Genomic DNA, 21,459 nt, shown 5'->3' on the forward strand with positions numbered 1-21,459 from the left:
GTTCAACAAACCCTTTCTCCAACGCTTTCCCAAGAGGAGAGAGGGCTGGTTGCTTGGCACATTTACAGTTGCCATACCGAGTTCACGTTGCATCAAAGCCGAACGTTTTTTGTTTCAAAAAATATTTCAGGCAGCCTGAAAACCCATTTAAGGGATAACATCATGAATTTCAAAGAAAAATGGCAAAGTCAAATTGCCCAAATCGTCTCGCCCAGCAATTTGCCCACCGACCCCAGCCCCTTTTTGCTGGACCAGCGCAAACGCTACACCAGCGAAAATTGCCTTGTTGTTCAACCCGATAGTGTGGAAAAAATCCAAAATTTGGTGCGATTTTGTGCCGAACATCGCTTGCCCATCGTGCCACAAGGCGGCAACACAGGTTTGGTGGGCGGCAGCTTGGCAAATGGCGCAATCGTCTTAAACATGAGCAAACTCAATCGCATACGCGAAATCAACCTTGCCGACAACAGCCTGACCGCAGACGCAGGCTGCATTTTGCAAGACATTCAGGCAGCCGCCCAACAAGCCAACCGTTTCTTTCCATTGAGTTTAGCCAGCGAAGGCTCATGCCAAATCGGTGGCAACATCGCGTGCAACGCAGGCGGCTTAAACGTGTTGCGCTACGGCACCATGCGCGATTTGGTCATCGGCTTGGAAGTGGTGTTGCCCAATGGCGAAATCGTTTCCCATTTACAGCCTTTGCACAAAAATACAACGGCTTACGAACTCAAACACCTGTTTATTGGCAGCGAAGGCACGCTTGGCATCATCACAGGCGCAACGCTCAAACTGTTTGCGCCACCGCAAGCGCAAGCCACCGCGTGGGTGGGCGTGAACGACATTCAGGCAGCCGTTCAGTTGTTGTCGCAAATGAAAAATCATTTTGCCGAACGCTTGTGCAGTTTTGAACTCATCAGCGAATTTGCACTAAAATTATCCGCGCAATACAGTAATTTGGCGCAGCCCGTTCAGGCAGCGTGGCACGTTTTGATTGAGCTAACCGACAGTTTGCCGCGCGATGATTTGGGCGATGTGTTGGCGCAATATTTGTACGAAAATGGCTATGAAAACAGCGTGTTGGCACAATCTGAACAAACGCGGCGCGACTTTTGGGCATTGCGCGAAAACATTTCAGCCAGCCAGCGCGTTTTGGGGGCAAACATCAAGCACGATATTGCCGTGCCGATTGCCAAAGTGGCTGATTTTGTGGCAGATTGTGAACGCGATTTGTGGCAACATTATCCGCAAATTCAGTTGGTTGTTTTTGGGCATTTGGGCGATGGCAGCCTGCACTACAACACCTTTTTCCCCGAAGTGCTGAACAACGATGTGTATCAATTTGAAGATGCGGTCAATGCGATTGTTTACGAAAATGTGCTGAAAAATCAAGGCACCATTGCCGCCGAACACGGCATAGGCAGCCTGAAACGCCACTGGTTGCCGCGCGTTCGCAGCGCAGACGAAATCGCATTGATGTGGGCGATTAAACGCCAGCTTGACCCGCACCATTTGTTTAACCCCAATAAATTGCTGCCTGAAAATTAAATTCTTTTAAAAATCAAATAAAAGAAAATTTTTTCGCAAAAGGGTTTTGACAAAAACAAGTTGGGCGCGTATAGTTGCGGTCTTCAACAGCAACGTAAGGTTGCAACAAAATTTGGGGGTATAGCTCAGTTGGTAGAGCGCTTGCATGGCATGCAAGAGGTCAGCGGTTCGATCCCGCTTACCTCCACCAAAACAAAAGACTTAGCTGATACCGCTAGGTCTTTTTTGCTATCTATGATTGGGATAATCACAATGAATGCACTTGAATTGCTCACCACGCGCCGTTCCACCAAAACATTGGGCTTGCCCGTGCCTGATGAATTGCAACTGCACACCATTTTACAGGCAGCCAGCCAAGTTCCCGACCATGGGCGTTTAACCCCATGGCGTTTTGTGGTCATTCAAAGCGAAGCAGGCATGAGCCGATTCCGCCAAATTTTGTTGGACACCGTTACCGAGCTGAACATGGGCGATGAAGCCCGCGCCAAAGCCGAAAAAGTGGGCAAAATGGCACCCATGGTGTTGGCGGTGATTGCCAGCCCCAAAACGGGCAAACCCGAATGGGAACAGCATTTGAGCGCAGGTTGCGCGGCTTATGCGGCACAACTGGCGGCAAACGCACAAGGTTTTGATAATGTGTGGCTTTCGGGTTTGTGGGTCAATTCGCCTTTGCTCAAAGCCGCGTTTGATTGCAATGAGAAAGAAAAAATCATCGCTCTGATTATGTTGGGAACGGCAACCCGTTCGCCAGCCGAGCCGAAAAACACCGATGTGCAGGCATTCACGCAATTTTGGTAAAATGCGTTTTTTGGGCGGCGAGACCATTTGGGGCTGCCTGAAAGATTTTTCCCATAAGAAAGAATATTTATGAAACAAAAACAACGCATTTGCTCATTTTGTGGCAAAGCCGAACACGATGTAAAACATTTGATTGAAGGCGATGATGTGTTCATTTGCGATGAATGTGTCAGCGATTGCCACACCATGTTAAATGGCAATGCCGCCAGCACCAGCAGCGCACCCGATTGGAACGAAAACGACCCTTTGCCCACCCCAGCCGAATTGGTGGCGCAACTGAATGAGCATGTGATTGGTCAAGACCACGCCAAAAAAGCCCTAGCGGTGGCGGTGTACAACCACTACAAACGCCTGCGCCAGCCTGCACAAGATGGCAAGGTGGAATTGTCCAAATCCAATATTTTGCTGATTGGTCCCACGGGTTCGGGCAAAACATTGTTGGCGCAATCGTTGGCGCGAAAATTGAACGTGCCATTTGCCATGGCGGATGCGACCACGCTGACCGAAGCAGGCTATGTGGGCGAAGATGTGGAGCAAATCATCACCAAATTGTTGGGCAAATGCGATTTTGATGTGGAAAAAGCCCAGCGCGGCATTGTTTATATTGATGAAATTGACAAAATTTCACGCAAATCCGACAACCCCTCCATTACACGAGATGTATCGGGCGAGGGCGTGCAACAGGCTTTGTTGAAATTGGTTGAAGGCACGATTGCCAGCGTGCCACCACAAGGCGGTCGCCGCAACCCCAATCAGCAATTTATTGATGTGGACACCACCAATATTCTGTTTATTTGCGGTGGCGCGTTTGCGGGCTTGGAAAAAGTGATACGCCAGCGCACCGAAAAAGGCGGCATTGGCTTTGGTGCAACGGTACACAGCAAAGATGAAGATGCCAACATTACCGAAATTTTCCAAACGGTTGAACCCGAAGATTTAATCAAATTCGGCTTGATTCCCGAATTGATTGGACGTTTGCCCGTGATTGCCACTTTGGCGGAATTGGACGAGGCTGCCTTAATCAATATTTTGACCGAACCGAAAAACGCGCTGGTCAAACAATTCCAAGCCTTGTTTGCGATGGAAGATGTGGTTTTGGAATTTGAACCCGAAGCCTTGTCTGCTATTGCCAAATTGGCAATGAAACGCAAAACAGGGGCGCGTGGTTTGCGCTCCATTGTGGAACGCTGTTTGCTGGACACGATGTACATGCTGCCTGATTTGAAAGAGGTGAAAAAAGCCGTGGTCAGCCGCGATGTGATTGACAATGGCACCGCCCCCAAACTTTTCTTGGCAAATGGCAAAGAATTTAAAGTCAATGCTTAAACGGATTTTTCAGGCAGCCTGAACGGAACACCCCTTTCAGGCTGCCTGAAAACATTTTTGGAGAATCAACCCATGCCCAGCGTTTCTGTGCGCCGTTTGTATCAAGAAAATCAGAAAAAATTGGCAATGGCATTGGTGGCAGGTACGGGCGGTTTGGACAACCGCATTGCCGTTGATGCCGACAAACCTGCTTTGGCTTTGGTCGGGCATTTGAATTTCATACACCACAACCAAGTTCAGGTGTTGGGCGTGGCGGAAGTGGAATATTTGCATAAATTGGCACAATACAATCTGCCCAATAATTTAGATGAATTGTTTGATTTTCCCATCGCCCTCATCATTGTGGCAAACGATTTGCCTGTGCCGCAAAATTTGCGCGATTATTGCCACACCCACAATGTGCCATTGCTCACGTCCACTTATGAAAGCCCGTATTTGATGGATGTGTTGCGGATTTATTTGCAACGCGAATTGGCGGTTTCCACCACCAAACATGGCGTGTTTTTGGACGTGTTTGAAGTGGGCGTGTTGTTGGTGGGCAAATCGGGCTTGGGCAAAAGCGAATTGGCTTTGGAGCTGATTTCACGCGGACACAGCTTGGTTGCCGATGATGCGGTTGAATTGCACCGCACCGCGCCCGAGGTTTTGGAAGGGCGTTGTCCGCCTGTGTTGCGTGATTTTTTGGAAGTACGCGGTTTGGGCGTGTTGAACATACGCCACATGTTTGGTGAAACCGCCATACGCCCCAAAAAACAGCTTAAACTCATCATCAATCTGGTCAATGCCGATGACGATTACATGAAACAGCTTGACCGTTTGAGCATACGCACCGAAACCGAATCCATTTTGAATGTGGCGATTCGTTCGGTGGTGCTGCCTGTGGCGGCAGGGCGCAACTTGGCGGTGTTGGTGGAAGCTGCCGTTCGCAACCACATTTTGCAATTACGCGGCAAAGACAGCACCAAAGAATTTTTAGACCGACATCAAGCCATGTTGAAAGAAGAATCGCTCAATCAAGAAGATGTGGAACAGGCAAATGATTGAACGTGCTGGCAACGTGAAACGCATCAGGCAGCCTGAAATGTTTGTTTGAAATGCCAACCGTTTGTTGTCGTGTACTGAAATGCTGCCTGAAAAAACCTTGCGAGACCCCCCATGCTGACCTACACCCCTCCCGAACATCGCCCCCAAGCCCCCACACACGAATACCCATGGCTGTTGTTGCTGTTGGTGTTTGCGTGGTTGTGGGCAGGCGTGTTTTCGCACGATTTGTGGAATCCTATTGAACCGCGCACCTATGCCGCCATTACCGAAAGCCAAAGCGTGTGGTTGCCCACGGTGTTGGGCGAGGCGCATTTTCATTTGTCGCCACTTTATTTGGCGGTGGCAGGCAGCCTGAAAACCCTGTTCGCGCCCCACATCATGAACGATTACGCCGCCGCACGTTTGGCAAGCGTTGTGTTTACCGTAGTGGGCTTAATCGCAAGCGGCATGGCATCATCCAAATTATTGGGCAGACAATGCGGTCGCAGCACCGTGTTGATTTTGATTGGTGCAGCAGGTTTGTTGCCGATGGCGCATTTTGTGAGCGGCATGTCGGTGGCATTTGCAGGCGCAAGTTTGTGCTTGTGGGGATTGGCGGTTTCCAATCGTCAAGTGGTGTGGGCGGCATTGTTGTTGGGGGCAGGGGGGATTTTGTTGGGGCAAACGCTGGGGTGGTTGGCAACGGTGGTGGTGTTGCTGTTGTCGTTGAGCCTGCTGGCGCATCCACAATGGTTTGGACACCGATTGCTGACCGTTACCGTGGGCGCAATGGTGCTGATTTTGCCTGCCTTTGCCATACAGTTGTTTATTTTGGCAAAAATCAATCCTGCCGCTTTTCAAATTTATGTGGGGCAACACATTTTTGGTGCTTGGGGTGGCTTAAACGGCATTCAGGCAGCCTTCAATTTGCCTTATTATGCCAAACACCTGTTGTGGTTTGCGTTTCCAGCTTATCCTTTGGCGATTTGGTCGGCGATTCGCATGAAAGGGCTATTGCGGCACAAATTGGGCGCATTGAGCGTGGCATGGTTGTTTTTATTTGGTATGTGGCTGGTGTTCAATCCCCAAATGTATCAAGACAACCTGATTGTGTTGCTGCCCATTTTGGCGATTTTGGGCGCGGCACAATTAGACTGTTTAAGACGTGGCGTTGCCGCCTTTTTGAATTGGTTTGGCATTATGGCATTTGGGGCGGCGGCGGTGTTTTTGTGGGTGGGATTTGTGGCGATTCACTATGGCGTGCCAAGCAAATTGGCAGAACGCGCCGCCTATTTCAGCCCCTACCACACGCCCGACATTGACATCATGCCGATGATGGTGGCAATTTTGTTTACCCCCGCGTGGTTGTTTGCCATCACGCGCAAACGCATACGCGGTCGCCAAGCCGTAACCAACTGGGCAGCAGGCATGACTTTGGTGTGGGCACTGACCTTTACCCTGTTTGCCGATTGGCTCAATGCCGCCAAAAGCTATCGCCCCATTGTGCAACAAATGCAAGCCGCCATGCCAAATGGCGTTTCAGGCTGCCTGAAAATTGCGCCACAACACCATGCCGCACGTTTGGCATGGCAAGAATACGGGCATTTGCCCATTCAAAACGAAGGCGATTGCGCCTACGAATTGCACCAAATTCACCCCAAAGAAGAGTCATCACATTGGCAAAAACGCATTGTGTGGCAAGGCAAACGTCCGCGCAACAAGCACGAAGCGTTTATTTTATTGAAAAATGAACCCCATTCCGATAAGTGAATGATTTTAGGAAAAAAATATGAAAAAACAATTATTTGTGGGATTGATGTTGCTGGCATTTGCCCATTTTGCCCAAGCCGAAAGCCGCGACTGGAACGACAATTTCACCGAAACCCGCAGCGAATTTCAAGAAACCGAAATGGACTTGCCCGATTTACCCAATCCCAACGAAGGCGATTGGCTGGATTTGTACATCAGCGAAACCCACAAAGGCACAGCACGCATTTTATTGAGCAGCGTACACATCGCCCCCGACCGAAGCGTGCGCTACATTTTGAATCAGCGTTCCGCGCAGGGCTACGACAACGTATCGGCAGAAGGCATATTGTGCATGACAGGCTATCGCTTTTTGGATTCGGGCGGGGCGAAAGTCAAAACCTTTGGCTATGGCGATTGGCACAATCAACGTTGGATAACACCGCGCAAAAGCGATTGGGCGGTGTTGGGCGGCAAAATGAGCCACACCGATAAAGTACGTGGCACCATGTATCAATTACTGTGCATAGACGGTTTGCCCAAAAACGATGACGACTTACGCAAACGCCTGCACACCCATGGCGGACGCAACGACCGTGAACGTGAACTTTCACGCAAAAACAGCCGCGATGACGATTGATGTTCAGCATCCGTATTCATGATTTTGCGATAAAATCCATCTGTTAATCTGATGAATACAGGTTCTAAAAGGAAAAACGATGAATTTTCAAGATGCTTTAAAAGATTTGGGCAAACAAGCGCGTGAAGCCGCCAAATTGCGCGAACAAGCCGAACAGGAAGCCAAAAAAATCCAACAAGAACAAGCCGATGTTGATTTTGCCGCCTTGATGAAAGACGTTACGCCACTCAAAAATGCCCATGCCAATTATGTGCCACCGCGTGATACTTCGCCCATCAAATTGCGCCCCAAAGACACGGAAAGCGACAAAGAAAACCACTTTTACATTGGCGAAAGCGGTGTGATTTTGGACATTCCCGACACGTTCAGCAAAAACGGGCAGGGCGCAAATGACATCAAACGTTTGCTCAATGGGCATTATGAGGTGGTTGCCGATGTGGATTTGCATGGCTACACGCAAGAATACGCGCAAGAAGTGTTGAATGAATTCATTGAATTTGTGCAAAAACGCGGTGTGTGTGGCGAAATTGTGCATGGCAGTGGTTTGGGTTCATCGGGCTACAAGCCTGTGCTGAAAACCATGGTGCGCCGTTGGCTCATGCAACACCCCGATGTGCTGGCTTATGCCCAACCGAGCAAAAACAACGATGGGGCGGTACGCATTTTGGTCAAACGCCAACGCCGCATTGACCCTTTTGCCGAAGAAAAATGATTTCAGGCAGCCAAAAACGGCATTTGGCTGCCTGAAAATTCAGATTTGCCAATCAATCGGTTTGATGTGATGTTGTTGTAAATAATCATTGGCTTGCGAAAAATGCTTGCAGCCAAAAAAGCCACGATACGCCGACAAAGGCGAAGGGTGGGGGCTTGTAACACCAAATGCTTGTTGCGATTGATGAACGCGCCTTTTTTTTGCGCGTGGCTGCCCCACAGCATGAAAACCAAATGTTCACGATGTTGATTTAATTGGGCAATCACAAAATCGGTAAATTTTTCCCAACCCAAATTGGCGTGAGAATGCGCTTGATGGGCGCGTACCGTCAAAACCGTGTTGAGCAGCAGCACGCCTTGGTCTGCCCAATGCGTCAAGCAGCCGTGTTCAGGCTGCCTGAAACCCACAATATCATCAGCCAATTCCTTGTAAATGTTGAGCAAAGAGGGCGGAATGGCAAGTCCATGTCGCACCGAAAATGCCAAGCCATGCGCTTGATTTTCATTGTGATAGGGGTCTTGTCCCAAAATCACCACCTTCACATCGGCAAAGGGCGTGTGGCGAAACGCATTAAAAACATCAGACGCGGGCGGATAAATCGTTTGACCGCTTTCCCGTTCCGCGCGAACGCTGGCTAAAATATTTTGAAAATACGCCAACGTTTTGTGTTCGCCCAAAACATCGTGCCAAGTTTGCATAAATAATCCTTTTGTTGCCAAATCCAAAACCGTTATAATAACGCATTTTTTCAGGCAGCTTTTCAGTTCACGGCAATTTGATGATATTGCCAGCCATCTGTTCCTTATCCCTAAAAAGGGGAGGGAACAGGTTTCAGCTAACCCAAACATTTTTTTCATGTACGACAAGGCAGCTTGAAAGCGAAAAAATGCTTTTTGCAAATAAAATCATATCAAGGAAATCCGATGACACACGATTTGCACAAAATGACCTGTATTGAAGATTTGCGTCAAGTGGCGCAACGCAAAGTCCCCAAAATGTTTTTTGATTATGTGGACTCAGGTTCGTGGACAGAATCCACCTATCGCGAAAACAGCAGCGATTTCCAAGCCATTAAATTGCGCCAAAAAGTGCTGGTGGACATGGACAAGCGCAGTCTAGCCAGCAAAATGATTGGGCAAAACACAACCATGCCCTTGGCACTTGCCCCCACAGGCTTTACAGGCATGATTTGTGCAGATGGCGAAATTTTGGCAGCCCGCGCTGCCGAAAAATTTGGTGTACCCTTTACCCTATCTACCATGTCCATTTGTTCCATTGAGGATGTGGCGGCAAACACCACCACACCATTTTGGTTTCAACTTTATGTGATGCGTGACCGTGAGTTCATGCGTAACCTGATTCGCCGCGCCAAAGAAGCCCAATGCTCGGCTTTGGTTTTAACCGCCGATTTGCAAATCATGGGACAACGCCACCGCGACATCAAAAACGGATTATCGCACGTGATTCGCCCCACTTTGCCCAATTTGTGGGATTTGGCGCGTAAACCCGAATGGCTGATGAAAATGGCAAACACCAACCGCCGCGAGTTTCGCAATATTGTGGGACACGCCAAAGATGTGCACGATTTACACGCCTTTGCAAATTGGACGGCACAGCAATTTGACCCCACTTTAAGCTGGACAGATGTGGCAGAAATCAAAGAATTGTGGGGCGGCAAACTCATCATCAAAGGCATTTTAGACCCCGAAGATGCCGAAAAAGCCGTGCAATATGGCGCAGATGCCATTGTGGTTTCCAATCACGGTGGACGACAACTGGACGGTGCTTTATCCAGCATTCGCGCCCTGCCTGATATTGTGAGCGCAGTGGGCAGCCAAACCGAAGTGTGGCTAGACAGTGGCATTCGCAGTGGACAGGATATGCTCAAAGCATGGGCATTGGGCGCGCGTGGTTTCATGACGGGACGTGCCTTTTTGTATGGTTTGGGCGCATTCGGTGGCGAGGGCGTGTTACGTGCTTTGGAAATCATGTACAAAGAAATGGACATTTCCATGGCATTGACGGGACACCGCCATTTGCAAAATGTGGGTCGTGATATTTTGGTTAAAGGCACTTACCCCATTTCCGAACGCGAGCAAAATGAAACGGTTGAGCAAAAACGCCGCCGCATTTATGAAGAGTTGTATGGTTGGCCTCGCGCGTCATTGCGTTTTGGGACGATGTGGTAAAAAATCGGCAAAAAAGCTGCCTGAAAATGGGTTTCAGGCAGCTTTTTTTGTGGGCATCACAGATTTTGTTGGCTGATGAACACGCGTGTTTGGTGGGAAATGGGGTCGCTGAATGTGATTTGTTTTGCCAATAATTGGAGTGGCTTGCGGTAATCTTCGCTGCCCACTGGCAAAACTTGGGGATAGAGCATATCGTTTAAAATGGGCATACCCATTTTCATCATGTGAACGCGTAATTGGTGCTTTTTGCCTGTGATGGCGTGTAATTGATACAGGCTGTTTGCGCCACGATTTTCCAATAAATGCACGATGGTGTGGGCGTTGGGTTCGCCATTTTCTTCTTTGGTCAGAAAAAAATCATCGCCGCGCACCAAACGCGATTGGATTTCAAGTGGATAGTCCCAATCCAAGCGTGTGGGCGCAAGTGCGTGATAGGTTTTGTGTATGGTTTTGCGCTCAAACATTTGTTGATACAGGGCGCGGCTTTGCGGATTGTGCGAAAACAACATCACGCCTGCGGTGTCTTTGTCCAAACGGTGTATGGGGGTGAGGGCGGCAAGATTCAAATGCTGCAATTTGGGGTGCAAGCGCAAGCGGGTGAGCAGGGTTTCACGCAAAAAGCGTCCGCTTGGGGTTACGGGCAAAAAGTGGGGTTTGTCCACCACGAGCAGGTGTTCGTCCAAATGCAAGATGTGTTCGTGAAAGGGTATGGGGGTTTCTTCATCGCGGCTGATTTCGCGGTAGTAGAAAATGGTTGCGCCTGCCTGAAAGGGGCTGTGTTCGTTGAGCGGCGTGCCGTGTTGATTGACCACCATGCCACTGTTCAAACGCGCTTGCCATGCCTGTTGCGACACAAAGGGAAAGTGTTGGCACAGAAAAAACAACAGCGTTTGTCCTGCATATTGTGGGTTGTGCGGCAAAACCAAATAGCTGGGTTTGATGCCATTTTGAATGGGTAGGGGGCAATGTTGTTTCATCCTGTTTCCTTTTGGGTTGAAACCTTGTCATTTGTGGCGGTAGAATTGGGTTGGGGCTTAACCTTGTCCCAATCAGGGCAGCACACATGGGGCGATGTTTTATGTCTTGAAACAGCCAGCCTGTAATGCGATAAAACGCAATGCGGCTTCATAGCCATACGTTCCCAAACCGACAATCACACCCACGGCTTTATCGGACAAATAAGAGTGGTGGCGAAACGCTTCTCGCGCATGAACATTGGAAATGTGCACTTCCACAAAGGGGATTGCCACGCCAGCCAAAGCATCGCGAATGGCAATGCTGGTGTGGGTGTAAGCTCCTGCATTGATGATGATGTAATCCACATCGCCACGCGCGGCATGAATGCGCGACACGATTTCGCCTTCGCCATTGTGTTGAAAATGGCTGATTTTCATGCCATATTCTGCGCCAACCTGCGCCAAATGCGCCACCACATCGTCAAGCGTTTGTGCGCCATAAATGTGCGGTTCGCGTGTGCCGAGCAGATTTAAATTTGCCCCGTTGATGATGAGAACGTGTTTCATATTAAAATCCTTTTACAAATAAGGCTGTTTGAGTTGGGTCATTTTAAAGCATTTTGAATGGGAATAAGCGACCGTGAATGAAATCATGGCGTGGAATGCGCCACCATCTGCCACCGTTTTGCGGCAATTTTCGTGTGTGCCGCATTTGTTGGTTTGCCTGCCTGAAAATGCCTTGCCCGATTGGTCGGACGATGCGATTTTACAGGCAGCGTTGTCGTGTGTGCAATTTTCTGGCGTGAATGTTTTGGAAAATGTGTTGCCCAATCAAACGCTTTGGTTGATACCGCCAGCGCATTCGGCACATTTGCGCGATTTTTTTGGCGAACGACACATGGTTTGGCAAACGCCACCTGTTGAACAAAAGCCTGTTTTGGCGGAAAAAATGTGGTTCAGGCAGCCTGAAATGGCTGCACCACAACACGTTATTGTGGTGGGCGCGGGCATAGCGGGGGCGGCAACGGCACACGCTTTGGCGCAGCGCGGTGTGCGCGTTACCGTTGTGGACGCGGCAGCGCGTGTGGCAAATGCCGCATCGGGCAATCGCCAAGGTTTGCTTTATGCCAAAATTTCGCCACACAATACGCCCCAAACGGAACTTTTGTTGTCGGGCTATGGCTATGCGCGGCGTTTGTTGGCGAATGTGCTGCCTGAACGCGAAACGTGGGGCGCGAGTGGCGTGTTGCACATCAATCACGATAAGGCGGAAACCGCGCGTAACGCATTGTTGGCGCAAGATGATTTTCACGCCCATTTGTATCGTGGCGTTACTGCCGCGCAAGCGAGCGAATTGGCTGGTGTGCCTGTGGCGCAGGGAGGTTTGTTTTGGGCGCAAGGTTGTTGGTTGAATCCATTGGCTTGGGTTGAGCAATTGCTGTCTCATCAATACATTGATTTGAAATTGAATTGCCATTTGATTTCGGCACAACACGATGGCGAAAATTGGCAAATGCGCACCAGTCAAGGCGCGTTTTCAGGCAGCCACATTGTTTTTTGCACGGGCGCAAGCAGCCGACACGCCCCCATTGTGGGCGAATTGCCCTTTCAAATCATACGCGGACAAACCAGCGTGGTGCGCGAAACCGCTTTTTCAGGCAGCCTGAAAACGGCATTATCGGGCGCGTCCTACATTGCGCCAGCGTGGGGCGGTTGGCACACATTTGGCGCAACATTCCTGCCCAATAACGATGACGACACTTGGCGCAACAGCGATGAGCTTGCCAATCAAAACGAATTGGCAAATTTAAATCCACAATTACATCAATCATTTGCCTTTTCAGGCAGCCTGAAAGGTCATGCCGCTTTGCGTTGCGATGCCCACGACCATTTGCCCGTGGTGGGCGCATTGGGCAACAGCACCGCCATGCGGCAAGTGTATGCCAAATTGGCTTTGGACAAAAATTATCGCCTGAACGCGCCCTGTCCCCATTATCCCAATGCCTTTGTGAACACCGCGCATGGCAGTCGCGGATTGGCAACCGCCCCCATTTGTGGCGCGTATGTGGCGGCGATGATTTGCGGTGCGCCTTTGCCCTTGTCGCGGCGTTTGCAAAATGCGCTCAATCCCAATCGTTTGATTATTCGGCAGATTGTGCGTTCATCATCATGATGATGGCAATTTAAATTATAATTGCCGTATCGTTTACTTTTTCAGGCAGCCTAGGGGCTAATGACAATTTGGGCGCGAAGTTGGTTTTTCAGGAAAAATTGTCAAATTCAAGGAAAAAATGCGAGTCAATGCCGCCCATTGGCGCGTATTTTTGACGCAGAAGTTGGCGATTTTGATGAAAAAACAATCGCGAAACGAATTGTCATTAGCCCCTACCATTTTGCGGCATACCCACCCAACACCATGAAACTCAATCCCCAACAACAAGAAGCCGTTGAATATTTAGGCGGTGCGCTGTTTGTGCTGGCAGGCGCAGGCAGCGGCAAAACGCGCGTGATTACCGAAAAAATCGCCCACATGATTACCCAAATCGGCTACAAACCACAGCACATTGCCGCCATCACCTTTACCAACAAAGCCGCCAAAGAAATGCAAGAGCGCATCACAGCACGTCTGGGCAAAACACAAACGCGCGGCTTAACCGTGTCCACCTTTCATTCGCTGGGCATGAGAATTTTGCGCGAAGAAGCCCCACACATCGGCTACAAAAAAAACTTTTCCATTTTAGACAGCGCAGACAGCGCAAAAATCATTGCCGAAATTTTGGGCGACAATCGCCGCGATGCCATTTTCAAAGCCCAACACCAAATTTCATTGTGGAAAAACAATTTATTGCAAGCCGATGAAGTGTATGCCCAATGCCAAGACAAATGGCAAATGCAAATCGCCCAAACATACAGCCTGTATCAAGCCACATTGCAGCATTATCAAGCGGTGGATTTTGACGATTTAATCAGGCTGCCTGCCATTTTGTTGCGTGAAAATGCCGAAATTCGCCAAAAATGGCAAGCACGTTTGCGCTATTTGCTGGTGGACGAATGCCAAGACACCAACGCTTGCCAATACGCCTTGTTGCGCTTGCTCACGGGTTTTGAGGGCAAATTCACCGTGGTGGGCGATGACGACCAGTCCATTTACGCATGGCGTGGCGCGAATATGGAAAACTTGCGCCGTTTGCAAGACGATTATCCGCACATCAAAATCATCAAATTGGAACAAAATTACCGTTCCACCGCGCGAATTTTGCGCGTTGCCAACCAAGTGATAGGCAACAACCCCAAATTGTTTCCCAAAACCTTGTGGTCAAATTTGGGCGAGGGCGATGCGGTCAAAATTGCCCAATGCCGCGATGAAATCCACGAAGCCGAGTATGTGGTGCAGCAAATTGCCAGAAACAAGCTGATTCATCAAGCCAATTATGCCGATTTTGCGATTTTGTATCGCGGCAATCATCAAGCGCGTGTGTTTGAAGACGCTTTGCGTTCGGCGCGGATACCTTACCAAATTTCAGGTGGGCAAAGTTTTTACGACAAGGCGGAAATCAAAGATGTGTTGGCATACATGCGCTTGCTTGCCAATCCGAATGATGACCCTGCTTTTTTACGCGCCGCCACCACGCCCAAACGCGGCATTGGCGACACCACTTTGGGCAAACTCAACGATTATGCCAAAATGCACGAATGCAGCTTGTTTGAAGCCGCAGGCAGCCTGAACGCTTTGGCGGATTTGTCCAGCAAAAGCCGCGAATCGGTACAGCAATTTATGGCTTTGCTCCACGATTATCGCCGCCGAGCCGAATGCGATGACGCTGGCGAAACGATACAAGATTTGCTCACCGACATTCAATACGAAAATCATCTGCTGGAAATGAATGCCGAAAGCGTTAAGCTGGCTGAAAGCCGTTGGAAAAACGTGCAAGATTTGTGCGAATGGCTGGCGCGAAAAGGCGAAGAAGGCGAACGCAATCTCATTGAATTGACGCAAACCATCGCGCTGATGACCTTGCTGGAAAACAAAGATGGCGAAGAAGTGGACGCGGTCAAATTGTCCACCCTTCACGCTGCCAAAGGTTTGGAATACCCGTTTGTGTATTTGGTGGGCTGTGAAGAGGGCTTGTTCCCCCATGCCGATAGCGTGGAAGAGGGCAAATTGGACGAAGAACGCCGCTTGATGTATGTGGGCATTACCCGCGCCAAGCGACAACTCACGCTCACGCATTGCAAAAAGCGCAAACGGGCAGGGTCGTGGCAATATCCCGAACCCAGCCGTTTTTTGGACGAAATGCCTGTCCAAGACCTTGTGTTTGAAAACCGCGAAGGCTCGGGCAAATTGGTCAGCCAAGAAATGGGTCGCCAAAACGCACAAAATTTGCTGGCAATGTTGCAACAGAAAAAAGCGAAATCGTGAAATTCAGGCTGCCTGATTTGCGGTAAAATAACGCTTTCAACTTTACGGAATCGCATTGTGAATGCCACTCAACTCCAACACAGCAGCCAAGTTTTGACCGATATTTTGACTTTCAGGCAGCCTGCCGATGCGGTTTTGTCGCATTATTTCAAAAACCATAAAAAACTCGGTCGCCAAGACCGCCACGAAATTGCCGAAACTGCCTTTGCCGCTTTGCGTCATTATCAAAAAATTGCCGCCATTTTGCGCCGCCCACACGTTCAAGCGCGCAAAGCCGCCTTGATTGCTTTGGTGTTGGGGCGCGGTTTCAACATCTCCCAACTCCATGATTTATTGGAAGAAGGGGAAGGCGATTTTTTGGCAGAAGTCAAATCGCGCAAAACCGAATTTTCAGGCAGCCTGAACACGTTTGCCGAATTACCCGAATGGCTGATTGCGCGTTTACAAGTGCATTGGGAAAACGAGCAAATTCAAACCTTTGGGCGCAGCGTGGCACAAACCGCACCGCTTGATGTGCGCGTGAACACGCTCAAAGGCAAACGCGACAAAATTTTGGCGCAACTGCAAAGCGAGTTTCCCCAAGCCATTGCCACACCCTACGCACCGCACGGCATTCGTTTCCCCAATAAACCCGCCTTAAACAAACACGAATTGTTTTTGGACGGCACTTTGGAAGTGCAAGACGAAGGCAGCCAAATTTTGGCGCAACTGGTGGGTGCAAAACGCAGCGAAATCGTGGTGGATTTTTGTGCAGGCGCAGGCGGCAAAACTTTGGCGATGGGCGCACAAATGGCAAACAAAGGGCGAATCTATGCCTTTGATGTATCAGAAAAAAGATTGGCAAATTTAAAACCGCGCATGGCTCGCGCAGGATTGAGCAACATCACGCCCGAGCGCATTGAAAGCGAACACGACCCACGCATTGCCAAATTGCACGGCAAAGCCGACCGCGTGTTGGTGGACGCGCCCTGTTCGGGTTTGGGGACGTTGCGCCGCAATCCCGATTTGAAATACCGCCAATCGCCTGAAACCATTGACAATTTGTTGCGCCAACAGCAAAGCATTTTACAGGCAGCCAGCGCATTGGTACGCGAAGGCGGACGTTTGGTGTACGCCACGTGCAGCGTTTTGCCCGAAGAAAACGAAATGCAAATTGCCGAATTTTTGGATAAAAATCCGCAATTTGAATTGCTGGATTGTGGCGAAATTTTGGCAGCGCAAAAAGTGGATTTGAACACGGGCAAATTTTTGCAAATGGACACGGCACAACACAATACGGACGGTTTTTTTGCAGCCGTTTTGCAGCGCAAATGAATTTCAGGCCGCCTGAAACATCAATCCATTTTAGGCAGAATATTTTGAATAACCAACAATCTGGCTCTCTCTCCCTATGGGAGAGAGTTGGAGAGAGGGTTTGTTGGGCGAAGAACCCTCTCCCCAGTCCTCTCTCTCCATAGGGAGAGGGAGTGCAGTGGGGTGGCAAGTCATTTCAGGCAGCCTGAAACAATATTTTTCAAATAAAAACAAGGAAAAATCAAAATGATGATTAAAATCAACGAAATTGAAGTTGCCAACGAAAAGCCCTTCGTTTTGTTTGGCGGCATCAATGTGTTGGAAGATTTGGACAGCACCCTACACGCTGCCGAACATTATGTGCGCGTTACCGAAAAATTGGGCATTCCCCTTGTTTTCAAAGCGTCTTTTGACAAGGCAAACCGTTCATCGGTGCATTCCTATCGCGGCGTGGGTTTGGACGAGGGCATGAAGATTTTTGCGCGTGTGAAACAAGCATTCGGCTGCCCCGTGATTACCGATGTACACGAACCTTACCAATGCGCCCCCGTTGCCGAAGTGGTGGACGTGTTGCAACTGCCTGCATTTTTGGCGCGACAAACCGATTTGGTGGCAGCCATGGCGGCAACAGGTCGCATCATCAACGTGAAAAAACCGCAATTTTTAAGCCCCAGCCAAATGAAAAACATCGTGGAAAAATTTGCCGAAGCAGGCAACAAAAACGTGATTTTATGCGAACGCGGCACGCAATTTGGTTACGACAATTTGGTGGTGGACATGCTCGGCTTTGGCGTGATGAAAAAAACCTGTGCCAATGCCCCTGTGATTTTTGACGCCACCCACGCCTTGCAACAGCGCGAAAGCGGTTCGGCGGCATCGGGCGGTCGGCGCAGTCAGGTGTTGGATTTGGCTTTGGCAGGCATGGCAACGCGCTTGGCAGGCTTGTTTTTGGAAAGCCACCCCAATCCAGACCAAGCCAAATGCGATGGCGCAAGTGCTTTGCCTTTGCATTTGTTGGAAGATTTCTTAATCCGTGTGAAAGCCATTGACGATACCGTTAAATCACACGCTCCTTTACAAATTGATTGATTTTCAGGCAGCCTGAAAGGAAAAAACATGAAATTTCACCCCGAAATCATGACCGTGGACGCATTGGCGGAAAAAATCCGCAAAATCCCAAATTGGCCACAAGACGGCATTTTGTTTCACGACATCACGCCCGTGTTGCAAAGCCCCGAATATTTCCGCTTGTTGGTGGATTTGCTCACCTATCGCTATATGGGTCAGCAAATTGACGCGGTGGCAGGTTTGGACGCGCGTGGTTTCATCATCGGTGCGGCATTGGCGTATCAACTGAATGTGGGCTTTGTGCCGATTCGCAAAAAAGGCAAATTGCCCTACGAAACCATCTCGCAAAGCTATGCGCTGGAATATGGCGAAGCCACGGTTGAAATCCACAAAGACGCGATTAAAACAGGGGCGCGTGTGTTGTTGGTGGACGATTTGGTGGCAACAGGTGGCACAATGCTTGCTGGTGTGGAATTGATTCGCCGTTTGGGTGGCAATGTGGTGGAGGCGTGTGCGATTTTGGAGTTTACCGATTTGTCGGGCGCGCAAAAAATCCGCGACAATCATGTGCCATTGTTCACTCTGCTGCAAAACGAAGGCTGCCTGTAAAAGCGTCAATATGGGGTGCAAGTGTTTGTACCCCATTGTGATGGCGTGTTGGTTTTTTTGTGCCAGATTATTGTAAAAATTGGATTATTTGCGTTATTTTTGCGCCAAATGCTTTAAATGACGTGATGAAAGTGTTACCATAAAAAATGTGGCTTTTCAGATTGAGAAGTAAAAGTCATTGATTTAAATCATTTTTTTGTTGAGATAAGGAAATAGGAACGATGAAATTAAAGAAACATTTTTGGGTGGGTATGAGCGCATTGAGCATGATGTTTTCCACCGTTGCCCACGCCAACGATGACACTTTGGGCGCGTTTTTGGAGCAGAATTTCCCTGCCATTCATGCTGCCGATACCAGCGATGACCCCATTCGCGCCTTTGCCAATCAATTACCACAGCAAAATGTGGCTTTTCAGCCAGCCGTGTCCAATGCACCGTTTAACACTTATGGTGCGTCATCTTATGCCTACGGTCCTTTGTTGAATGCCCAATCGGCTTTGATTATGAATGCCAACACGGGCAAAGTGTTGTATCAAAAAAACATGGACAGCGTGCGTTCCATCGCGTCCATTTCCAAATTGATGTCGGCAATGGTCTTGCTTGATGCCAATTTGAACATGAATGAACCCATTACCATTACCGAAGCCGAAATTGACCGCTTGAAAGGCACAGGCAGCCGTTTGTCTATTGGCACCACTTTAACGCGCGGCGAATTGTTGCACATCAGCTTGATGAGCAGCGAAAACCGTGCCACCCATGCTTTGGGGCGCACCTACCCTGGTGGCATGGGTGCATTTGTGGCGGCAATGAATGCCAAAGCGCAAAGTTTGGGCATGAACAGCACCCGTTTTTATGAACCCACAGGTCTTGACCCACGCAATGTTTCCACCGCGCGTGATTTGAGCGTGATGGTGCGCGCGGCAAGCAATTATGCCACCATTCGCAGTTTGAGTACGTCCAATTATGGTTCTGTGTACACCAGCAATGGCAGATTGCAATCGTACAAAAACACCAATTCTTTGGTGCGCGAAGGGGTGTGGGACATCACTTTGCAAAAAACGGGTTACATTCGTGAGGCGGGTCGTTCTATGGTGGTTCAGGCGAATTTGGACAATCAACCGATGATTATTGTGGTTTTGGGGGCATCTACCACGTCAAATCGTGTGAGCGATGCTCATCGTTTGAGCAGCGTGATTCGCCAAACGCCATTGTAAACGCATTGAAAAAGGCTGCCTGAAAAGGCATGACCATGCGTCAATCCCACCAATATCGTCCCCAAAATGCTCAAACCGATTGCGCCTGCACTCACCCACGCCAGATTCAATTTGCCCTTGCTGTATTTGGCGCAAACCACCGACCCCGTGGCAATGCCCACCGAAAACAACGCCAACATCAAATTGAACACATTGTCGTTGCCGCCCAAATGGATTTTCACAAAGGTGGGCAACTGGGTGGTGTAAACCGCCCCAATAAACCAAAACCACGAAATCCCAATGATGGCAATGAACAATTCAGGCTGTTTTTTCGTGTCGCGCAACAGTTGTTTGGTGGATTGCATGATGTGGCGCGATACGATTTGTTGCGGATTTTGCGGCGGTGTGCTGGGCATGAACGCGCTGCTTGCCAAACCCAAGGCGGCAATGAGCAACACCACCCCTGCCACGACATGTGTGCTGCTGCCTGCAATGACCGTGCCGATGATTTGCCCCAACAAAATCGCCAAAAATGTCCCCGATTCAATCAAACCATTGCCCATCATCAATTCTTTTTCGCGCAAATATTCGGGCAAAATGGCGTATTTCACGGGACCAAACAGCGTGGATTGCGCCCCCATCACAAACAAACACAACATCAACAAAAACACCGATTGCAACAAAAAGCCCAATCCCGCCAAAGCCATGATTGCCACTTCCAGCATTTTGGTGTAACGCGCCAATTTGGCTTTATCATGGCGCGTGGCAAGCTGCCCCGACAGCGCAGAAAACAAAAAATAGGGCAACACAAACAGCAAAGCCCCCACGTTCAACCATTGGCTTTCAGGCAGCCACGAATCACGCGCCAAACCGTAAAACGCAATCATCACAAACAGCGCGGTTTTGAACACATTGTCGTTGAACGCCCCCAAAAATTGCGTGGCAAACAAGGGCGCAAATCGGCGGCTGAATGCAAATTCAGGCAGCATTTTTTTTATCATTTTTGGGATTCTTTCGTGTGAGAAGTGTCGTCATCGTCCATTAAAATGCGTTGGGCAGGGCCTTCCAAATCGTCAAACTGCCCATTTTTGCCCGACCACCAAAAAAAATAGCCTATCGCCAAAGCCAACACGATGCTGATGGGAATCAAAATGTATAAACTTTCCATGATTAAATTGCGCCCGTTAAATCGTTCAAAATAAAATATTGTTTGCCAACGCGAAAAATTTCTTGCTGAATGCTGCCCCAATTTTGCCCATCGGCATCGTTTACCCACACTTTGTCGCCATCAATGTGCCAATGCAAGTCGGTTTGTTGCGCCAAATGGGGCAAATCGCCCAAAACATTGCCCAAATGCGGCGGCAATTCAGACAGCAAACGTATGGCAAGTTGCCCCGATTGCGCCTCATCATCAGGCAGCATTGCCACAAAACCGATGTGTTCATCATCGTGGGTGTGTAAACTGAATGTGTGCATGATTTTTCCTTAAAAATAAGGCGCATTTTAGCGTGTTTCTTTGCTACAATCGCGATTTTTGACGAAACTTTAATTTTGGAGATGAATATGTTTGGTAAAGCAGGTTTAGGCGGCTTAATGCAACAAGCCCAAAAAATGCAAGAAAACATGAAAAAAGCCCAAGCCGAATTGGCGCAAACCGAAGTGGAAGGTCAAGCTGGCAACGGCTTGGTTAAAGTGGTGGCAACGTGCAGCCACGCCATTGTGAAATTGAGCATCAGCCCCGACTTAATCGCCCAAGCCACCGATGACGCAGAAATGTTGGAAGATTTGATTTTAGCCGCTTTGCAAGACGCACACCAAAAAGCCGAAGCCACCACATCGGCGCGTATGTCGCAATTTACCGCAGGTTTGCCTGCTGGCATGGGCGATTTCTTTAAATAAATTCGATGGCACATTTTCAGGCAGCTTTTTTGTTTTTGTGAG

Annotated in this window: 22 protein-coding genes, 1 tRNA gene and 1 pseudogene; 18 read left to right on the forward strand and 6 right to left on the reverse strand. The window is 49.1% G+C overall.

Translation table 11 applies throughout. From position 1 onward, the window contains the following. Positions 1–162: 162 nt before the first annotated feature. From H3L97_RS07850 to H3L97_RS07885, 8 genes are all read left to right on the forward strand, one after another. Positions 163–1,545, forward strand: coding sequence for an FAD-binding oxidoreductase (locus tag H3L97_RS07850; protein WP_097114767.1), 1,383 nt, complete (start codon positions 163–165; stop codon positions 1,543–1,545). A gap of 114 nt (positions 1,546–1,659) precedes the next feature. Continuing rightward, positions 1,660–1,735 (forward strand) — tRNA-Ala (locus H3L97_RS07855). A 62-nt stretch (positions 1,736–1,797) separates the two neighbouring features. After that, positions 1,798–2,343, forward strand: a complete 546-nt coding sequence (locus H3L97_RS07860) for a nitroreductase family protein (protein WP_179655868.1) — start codon at positions 1,798–1,800, stop codon at positions 2,341–2,343. Between the two features lie 69 nt (positions 2,344–2,412). Beyond that, positions 2,413–3,669 carry an ATP-dependent Clp protease ATP-binding subunit ClpX gene (gene clpX / locus H3L97_RS07865; RefSeq protein WP_097114765.1) on the forward strand — a complete coding sequence of 419 codons (1,257 nt, stop codon included), beginning with the start codon at positions 2,413–2,415 and terminating at the stop codon, positions 3,667–3,669. 72 nt (positions 3,670–3,741) lie between these two features. Continuing rightward, on the forward strand, positions 3,742–4,713 hold the full coding sequence (gene hprK / locus H3L97_RS07870) for an HPr(Ser) kinase/phosphatase (protein ID WP_097114764.1): 972 nt from the start codon (positions 3,742–3,744) through the stop codon (positions 4,711–4,713). A gap of 111 nt (positions 4,714–4,824) precedes the next feature. Further along, a complete protein-coding gene (locus H3L97_RS07875) occupies positions 4,825–6,462 on the forward strand; it encodes a hypothetical protein (RefSeq protein ID WP_097114763.1) in 1,638 nt (545 codons plus the stop codon). Between the two features lie 19 nt (positions 6,463–6,481). Beyond that, positions 6,482–7,078 (forward strand): CNP1-like family protein, encoded by a 597-nt coding sequence (locus tag H3L97_RS07880; protein WP_097114762.1) that lies wholly within the window; start codon positions 6,482–6,484, stop codon positions 7,076–7,078. A gap of 79 nt (positions 7,079–7,157) precedes the next feature. After that, positions 7,158–7,790, forward strand: a complete 633-nt coding sequence (locus tag H3L97_RS07885) for a Smr/MutS family protein (RefSeq protein ID WP_097114761.1) — start codon at positions 7,158–7,160, stop codon at positions 7,788–7,790. A gap of 2 nt (positions 7,791–7,792) precedes the next feature. Here the strand turns inward: H3L97_RS07885 and ung are convergent, their stop codons facing one another. Further along, positions 7,793–8,488 (reverse strand): uracil-DNA glycosylase, encoded by a 696-nt coding sequence (gene ung, locus H3L97_RS07890; protein WP_244958345.1) that lies wholly within the window; start codon positions 8,486–8,488, stop codon positions 7,793–7,795. Positions 8,489–8,713: 225 nt separating this feature from the next. Between ung and H3L97_RS07895 the strand changes: the two genes are divergently transcribed. Next, entirely contained in the window at positions 8,714–9,979 is a 1,266-nt protein-coding gene (locus tag H3L97_RS07895) for an alpha-hydroxy acid oxidase (RefSeq protein WP_097114759.1), read from the forward strand. A 56-nt stretch (positions 9,980–10,035) separates the two neighbouring features. On the opposite strand, the gene H3L97_RS07900 is transcribed toward H3L97_RS07895, so the two are convergent. Further along, positions 10,036–10,956 (reverse strand): pseudouridine synthase, encoded by a 921-nt coding sequence (locus tag H3L97_RS07900; protein ID WP_097114758.1) that lies wholly within the window; start codon positions 10,954–10,956, stop codon positions 10,036–10,038. Between the two features lie 99 nt (positions 10,957–11,055). Then, positions 11,056–11,502, reverse strand: a complete 447-nt coding sequence (gene aroQ / locus H3L97_RS07905; protein ID WP_097114757.1) for a type II 3-dehydroquinate dehydratase — start codon at positions 11,500–11,502, stop codon at positions 11,056–11,058. A 73-nt stretch (positions 11,503–11,575) separates the two neighbouring features. On the opposite strand from aroQ, the gene mnmC1 reads away from it, so the two are divergent. The 8 genes from mnmC1 (at position 11,576) to H3L97_RS07940 (ending at position 19,539) form a co-directional block, all read left to right on the forward strand. Then, positions 11,576–13,108, forward strand: coding sequence for an FAD-dependent 5-carboxymethylaminomethyl-2-thiouridine(34) oxidoreductase MnmC1 (gene mnmC1, locus H3L97_RS07910; protein WP_306454131.1), 1,533 nt, complete (start codon positions 11,576–11,578; stop codon positions 13,106–13,108). A gap of 118 nt (positions 13,109–13,226) precedes the next feature. Then, the gene (locus H3L97_RS12065) at positions 13,227–13,355 is read left to right on the forward strand and encodes a hypothetical protein (protein ID WP_257011020.1); all 129 of its coding nucleotides are present in this window, start codon (positions 13,227–13,229) and stop codon (positions 13,353–13,355) included. Next, positions 13,352–15,355 carry a DNA helicase Rep gene (gene rep, locus H3L97_RS07915; protein WP_097114783.1) on the forward strand — a complete coding sequence of 668 codons (2,004 nt, stop codon included), beginning with the start codon at positions 13,352–13,354 and terminating at the stop codon, positions 15,353–15,355. Before H3L97_RS12065 ends, rep begins: the two co-directional genes overlap by 4 nt. A 57-nt stretch (positions 15,356–15,412) precedes the next feature. Beyond that, entirely contained in the window at positions 15,413–16,669 is a 1,257-nt protein-coding gene (locus H3L97_RS07920) for an RsmB/NOP family class I SAM-dependent RNA methyltransferase (RefSeq protein ID WP_097114755.1), read from the forward strand. Positions 16,670–16,745: 76 nt separating this feature from the next. Then, the gene (locus tag H3L97_RS07925) at positions 16,746–16,898 is read left to right on the forward strand and encodes a hypothetical protein (RefSeq protein ID WP_182073066.1); all 153 of its coding nucleotides are present in this window, start codon (positions 16,746–16,748) and stop codon (positions 16,896–16,898) included. After that, positions 16,895–17,737, forward strand: coding sequence for a 3-deoxy-8-phosphooctulonate synthase (gene kdsA / locus H3L97_RS07930; RefSeq protein WP_097114754.1), 843 nt, complete (start codon positions 16,895–16,897; stop codon positions 17,735–17,737). Before H3L97_RS07925 ends, kdsA begins: the two co-directional genes overlap by 4 nt. Positions 17,738–17,764: 27 nt before the next feature. Beyond that, on the forward strand, positions 17,765–18,325 hold the full coding sequence (locus H3L97_RS07935; protein WP_097114753.1) for an adenine phosphoribosyltransferase: 561 nt from the start codon (positions 17,765–17,767) through the stop codon (positions 18,323–18,325). A 251-nt stretch (positions 18,326–18,576) separates the two neighbouring features. Beyond that, the gene (locus H3L97_RS07940) at positions 18,577–19,539 is read left to right on the forward strand and encodes a D-alanyl-D-alanine carboxypeptidase family protein (RefSeq protein WP_371271277.1); all 963 of its coding nucleotides are present in this window, start codon (positions 18,577–18,579) and stop codon (positions 19,537–19,539) included. A gap of 17 nt (positions 19,540–19,556) precedes the next feature. Here the strand turns inward: H3L97_RS07940 and H3L97_RS07945 are convergent. From H3L97_RS07945 to H3L97_RS07955, 3 genes and pseudogenes are all read right to left on the reverse strand, one after another. Next, a pseudogene (locus tag H3L97_RS07945) lies at positions 19,557–20,519 on the reverse strand (MFS transporter); the annotation flags it as partial. After that, the gene (ccoS, locus tag H3L97_RS07950; RefSeq protein WP_097114751.1) at positions 20,516–20,686 is read right to left on the reverse strand and encodes a cbb3-type cytochrome oxidase assembly protein CcoS; all 171 of its coding nucleotides are present in this window, start codon (positions 20,684–20,686) and stop codon (positions 20,516–20,518) included. The gene ccoS and the pseudogene H3L97_RS07945, both read right to left, overlap by 4 nt. A gap of 2 nt (positions 20,687–20,688) precedes the next feature. Beyond that, positions 20,689–20,994, reverse strand: coding sequence for an HLGFF motif protein (locus tag H3L97_RS07955; RefSeq protein ID WP_097114750.1), 306 nt, complete (start codon positions 20,992–20,994; stop codon positions 20,689–20,691). An 87-nt stretch (positions 20,995–21,081) separates the two neighbouring features. Here H3L97_RS07955 and H3L97_RS07960 point away from each other — a divergent pair, with 87 nt between their 5' ends. After that, the gene (locus H3L97_RS07960) at positions 21,082–21,417 is read left to right on the forward strand and encodes a YbaB/EbfC family nucleoid-associated protein (RefSeq protein ID WP_097114749.1); all 336 of its coding nucleotides are present in this window, start codon (positions 21,082–21,084) and stop codon (positions 21,415–21,417) included. Positions 21,418–21,459 lie beyond the last annotated feature (42 nt).

It is taken from the genome of Alysiella filiformis, assembly GCF_014054525.1.
Classification (GTDB): Bacteria; Pseudomonadota; Gammaproteobacteria; order Burkholderiales; family Neisseriaceae; genus Simonsiella; species Simonsiella filiformis.

What these genes read in the sequence shown, in the direction of transcription:
- H3L97_RS07850 (WP_097114767.1), top strand. Translation starts at nt 163, where the DNA reads ATGAATTTCAAAGAAAAATGGCAAAGTCAAATTGCCCAAATCGTCTCG.
- H3L97_RS07860 (WP_179655868.1), top strand. Translation starts at nt 1,798, where the DNA reads ATGAATGCACTTGAATTGCTCACCACGCGCCGTTCCACCAAAACATTG.
- clpX (WP_097114765.1), top strand. Translation starts at nt 2,413, where the DNA reads ATGAAACAAAAACAACGCATTTGCTCATTTTGTGGCAAAGCCGAACAC.
- hprK (WP_097114764.1), top strand. Translation starts at nt 3,742, where the DNA reads ATGCCCAGCGTTTCTGTGCGCCGTTTGTATCAAGAAAATCAGAAAAAA.
- H3L97_RS07875 (WP_097114763.1), top strand. Translation starts at nt 4,825, where the DNA reads ATGCTGACCTACACCCCTCCCGAACATCGCCCCCAAGCCCCCACACAC.
- H3L97_RS07880 (WP_097114762.1), top strand. Translation starts at nt 6,482, where the DNA reads ATGAAAAAACAATTATTTGTGGGATTGATGTTGCTGGCATTTGCCCAT.
- H3L97_RS07885 (WP_097114761.1), top strand. Translation starts at nt 7,158, where the DNA reads ATGAATTTTCAAGATGCTTTAAAAGATTTGGGCAAACAAGCGCGTGAA.
- ung (WP_244958345.1), bottom strand. Translation starts at nt 8,488, where the DNA reads ATGCAAACTTGGCACGATGTTTTGGGCGAACACAAAACGTTGGCGTAT.
- H3L97_RS07895 (WP_097114759.1), top strand. Translation starts at nt 8,714, where the DNA reads ATGACACACGATTTGCACAAAATGACCTGTATTGAAGATTTGCGTCAA.
- H3L97_RS07900 (WP_097114758.1), bottom strand. Translation starts at nt 10,956, where the DNA reads ATGAAACAACATTGCCCCCTACCCATTCAAAATGGCATCAAACCCAGC.
- aroQ (WP_097114757.1), bottom strand. Translation starts at nt 11,502, where the DNA reads ATGAAACACGTTCTCATCATCAACGGGGCAAATTTAAATCTGCTCGGC.
- H3L97_RS12065 (WP_257011020.1), top strand. Translation starts at nt 13,227, where the DNA reads ATGCGAGTCAATGCCGCCCATTGGCGCGTATTTTTGACGCAGAAGTTG.
- rep (WP_097114783.1), top strand. Translation starts at nt 13,352, where the DNA reads ATGAAACTCAATCCCCAACAACAAGAAGCCGTTGAATATTTAGGCGGT.
- H3L97_RS07925 (WP_182073066.1), top strand. Translation starts at nt 16,746, where the DNA reads ATGGGAGAGAGTTGGAGAGAGGGTTTGTTGGGCGAAGAACCCTCTCCC.
- kdsA (WP_097114754.1), top strand. Translation starts at nt 16,895, where the DNA reads ATGATGATTAAAATCAACGAAATTGAAGTTGCCAACGAAAAGCCCTTC.
- H3L97_RS07935 (WP_097114753.1), top strand. Translation starts at nt 17,765, where the DNA reads ATGAAATTTCACCCCGAAATCATGACCGTGGACGCATTGGCGGAAAAA.
- H3L97_RS07940 (WP_371271277.1), top strand. Translation starts at nt 18,577, where the DNA reads ATGAGCGCATTGAGCATGATGTTTTCCACCGTTGCCCACGCCAACGAT.
- ccoS (WP_097114751.1), bottom strand. Translation starts at nt 20,686, where the DNA reads ATGGAAAGTTTATACATTTTGATTCCCATCAGCATCGTGTTGGCTTTG.
- H3L97_RS07955 (WP_097114750.1), bottom strand. Translation starts at nt 20,994, where the DNA reads ATGCACACATTCAGTTTACACACCCACGATGATGAACACATCGGTTTT.
- H3L97_RS07960 (WP_097114749.1), top strand. Translation starts at nt 21,082, where the DNA reads ATGTTTGGTAAAGCAGGTTTAGGCGGCTTAATGCAACAAGCCCAAAAA.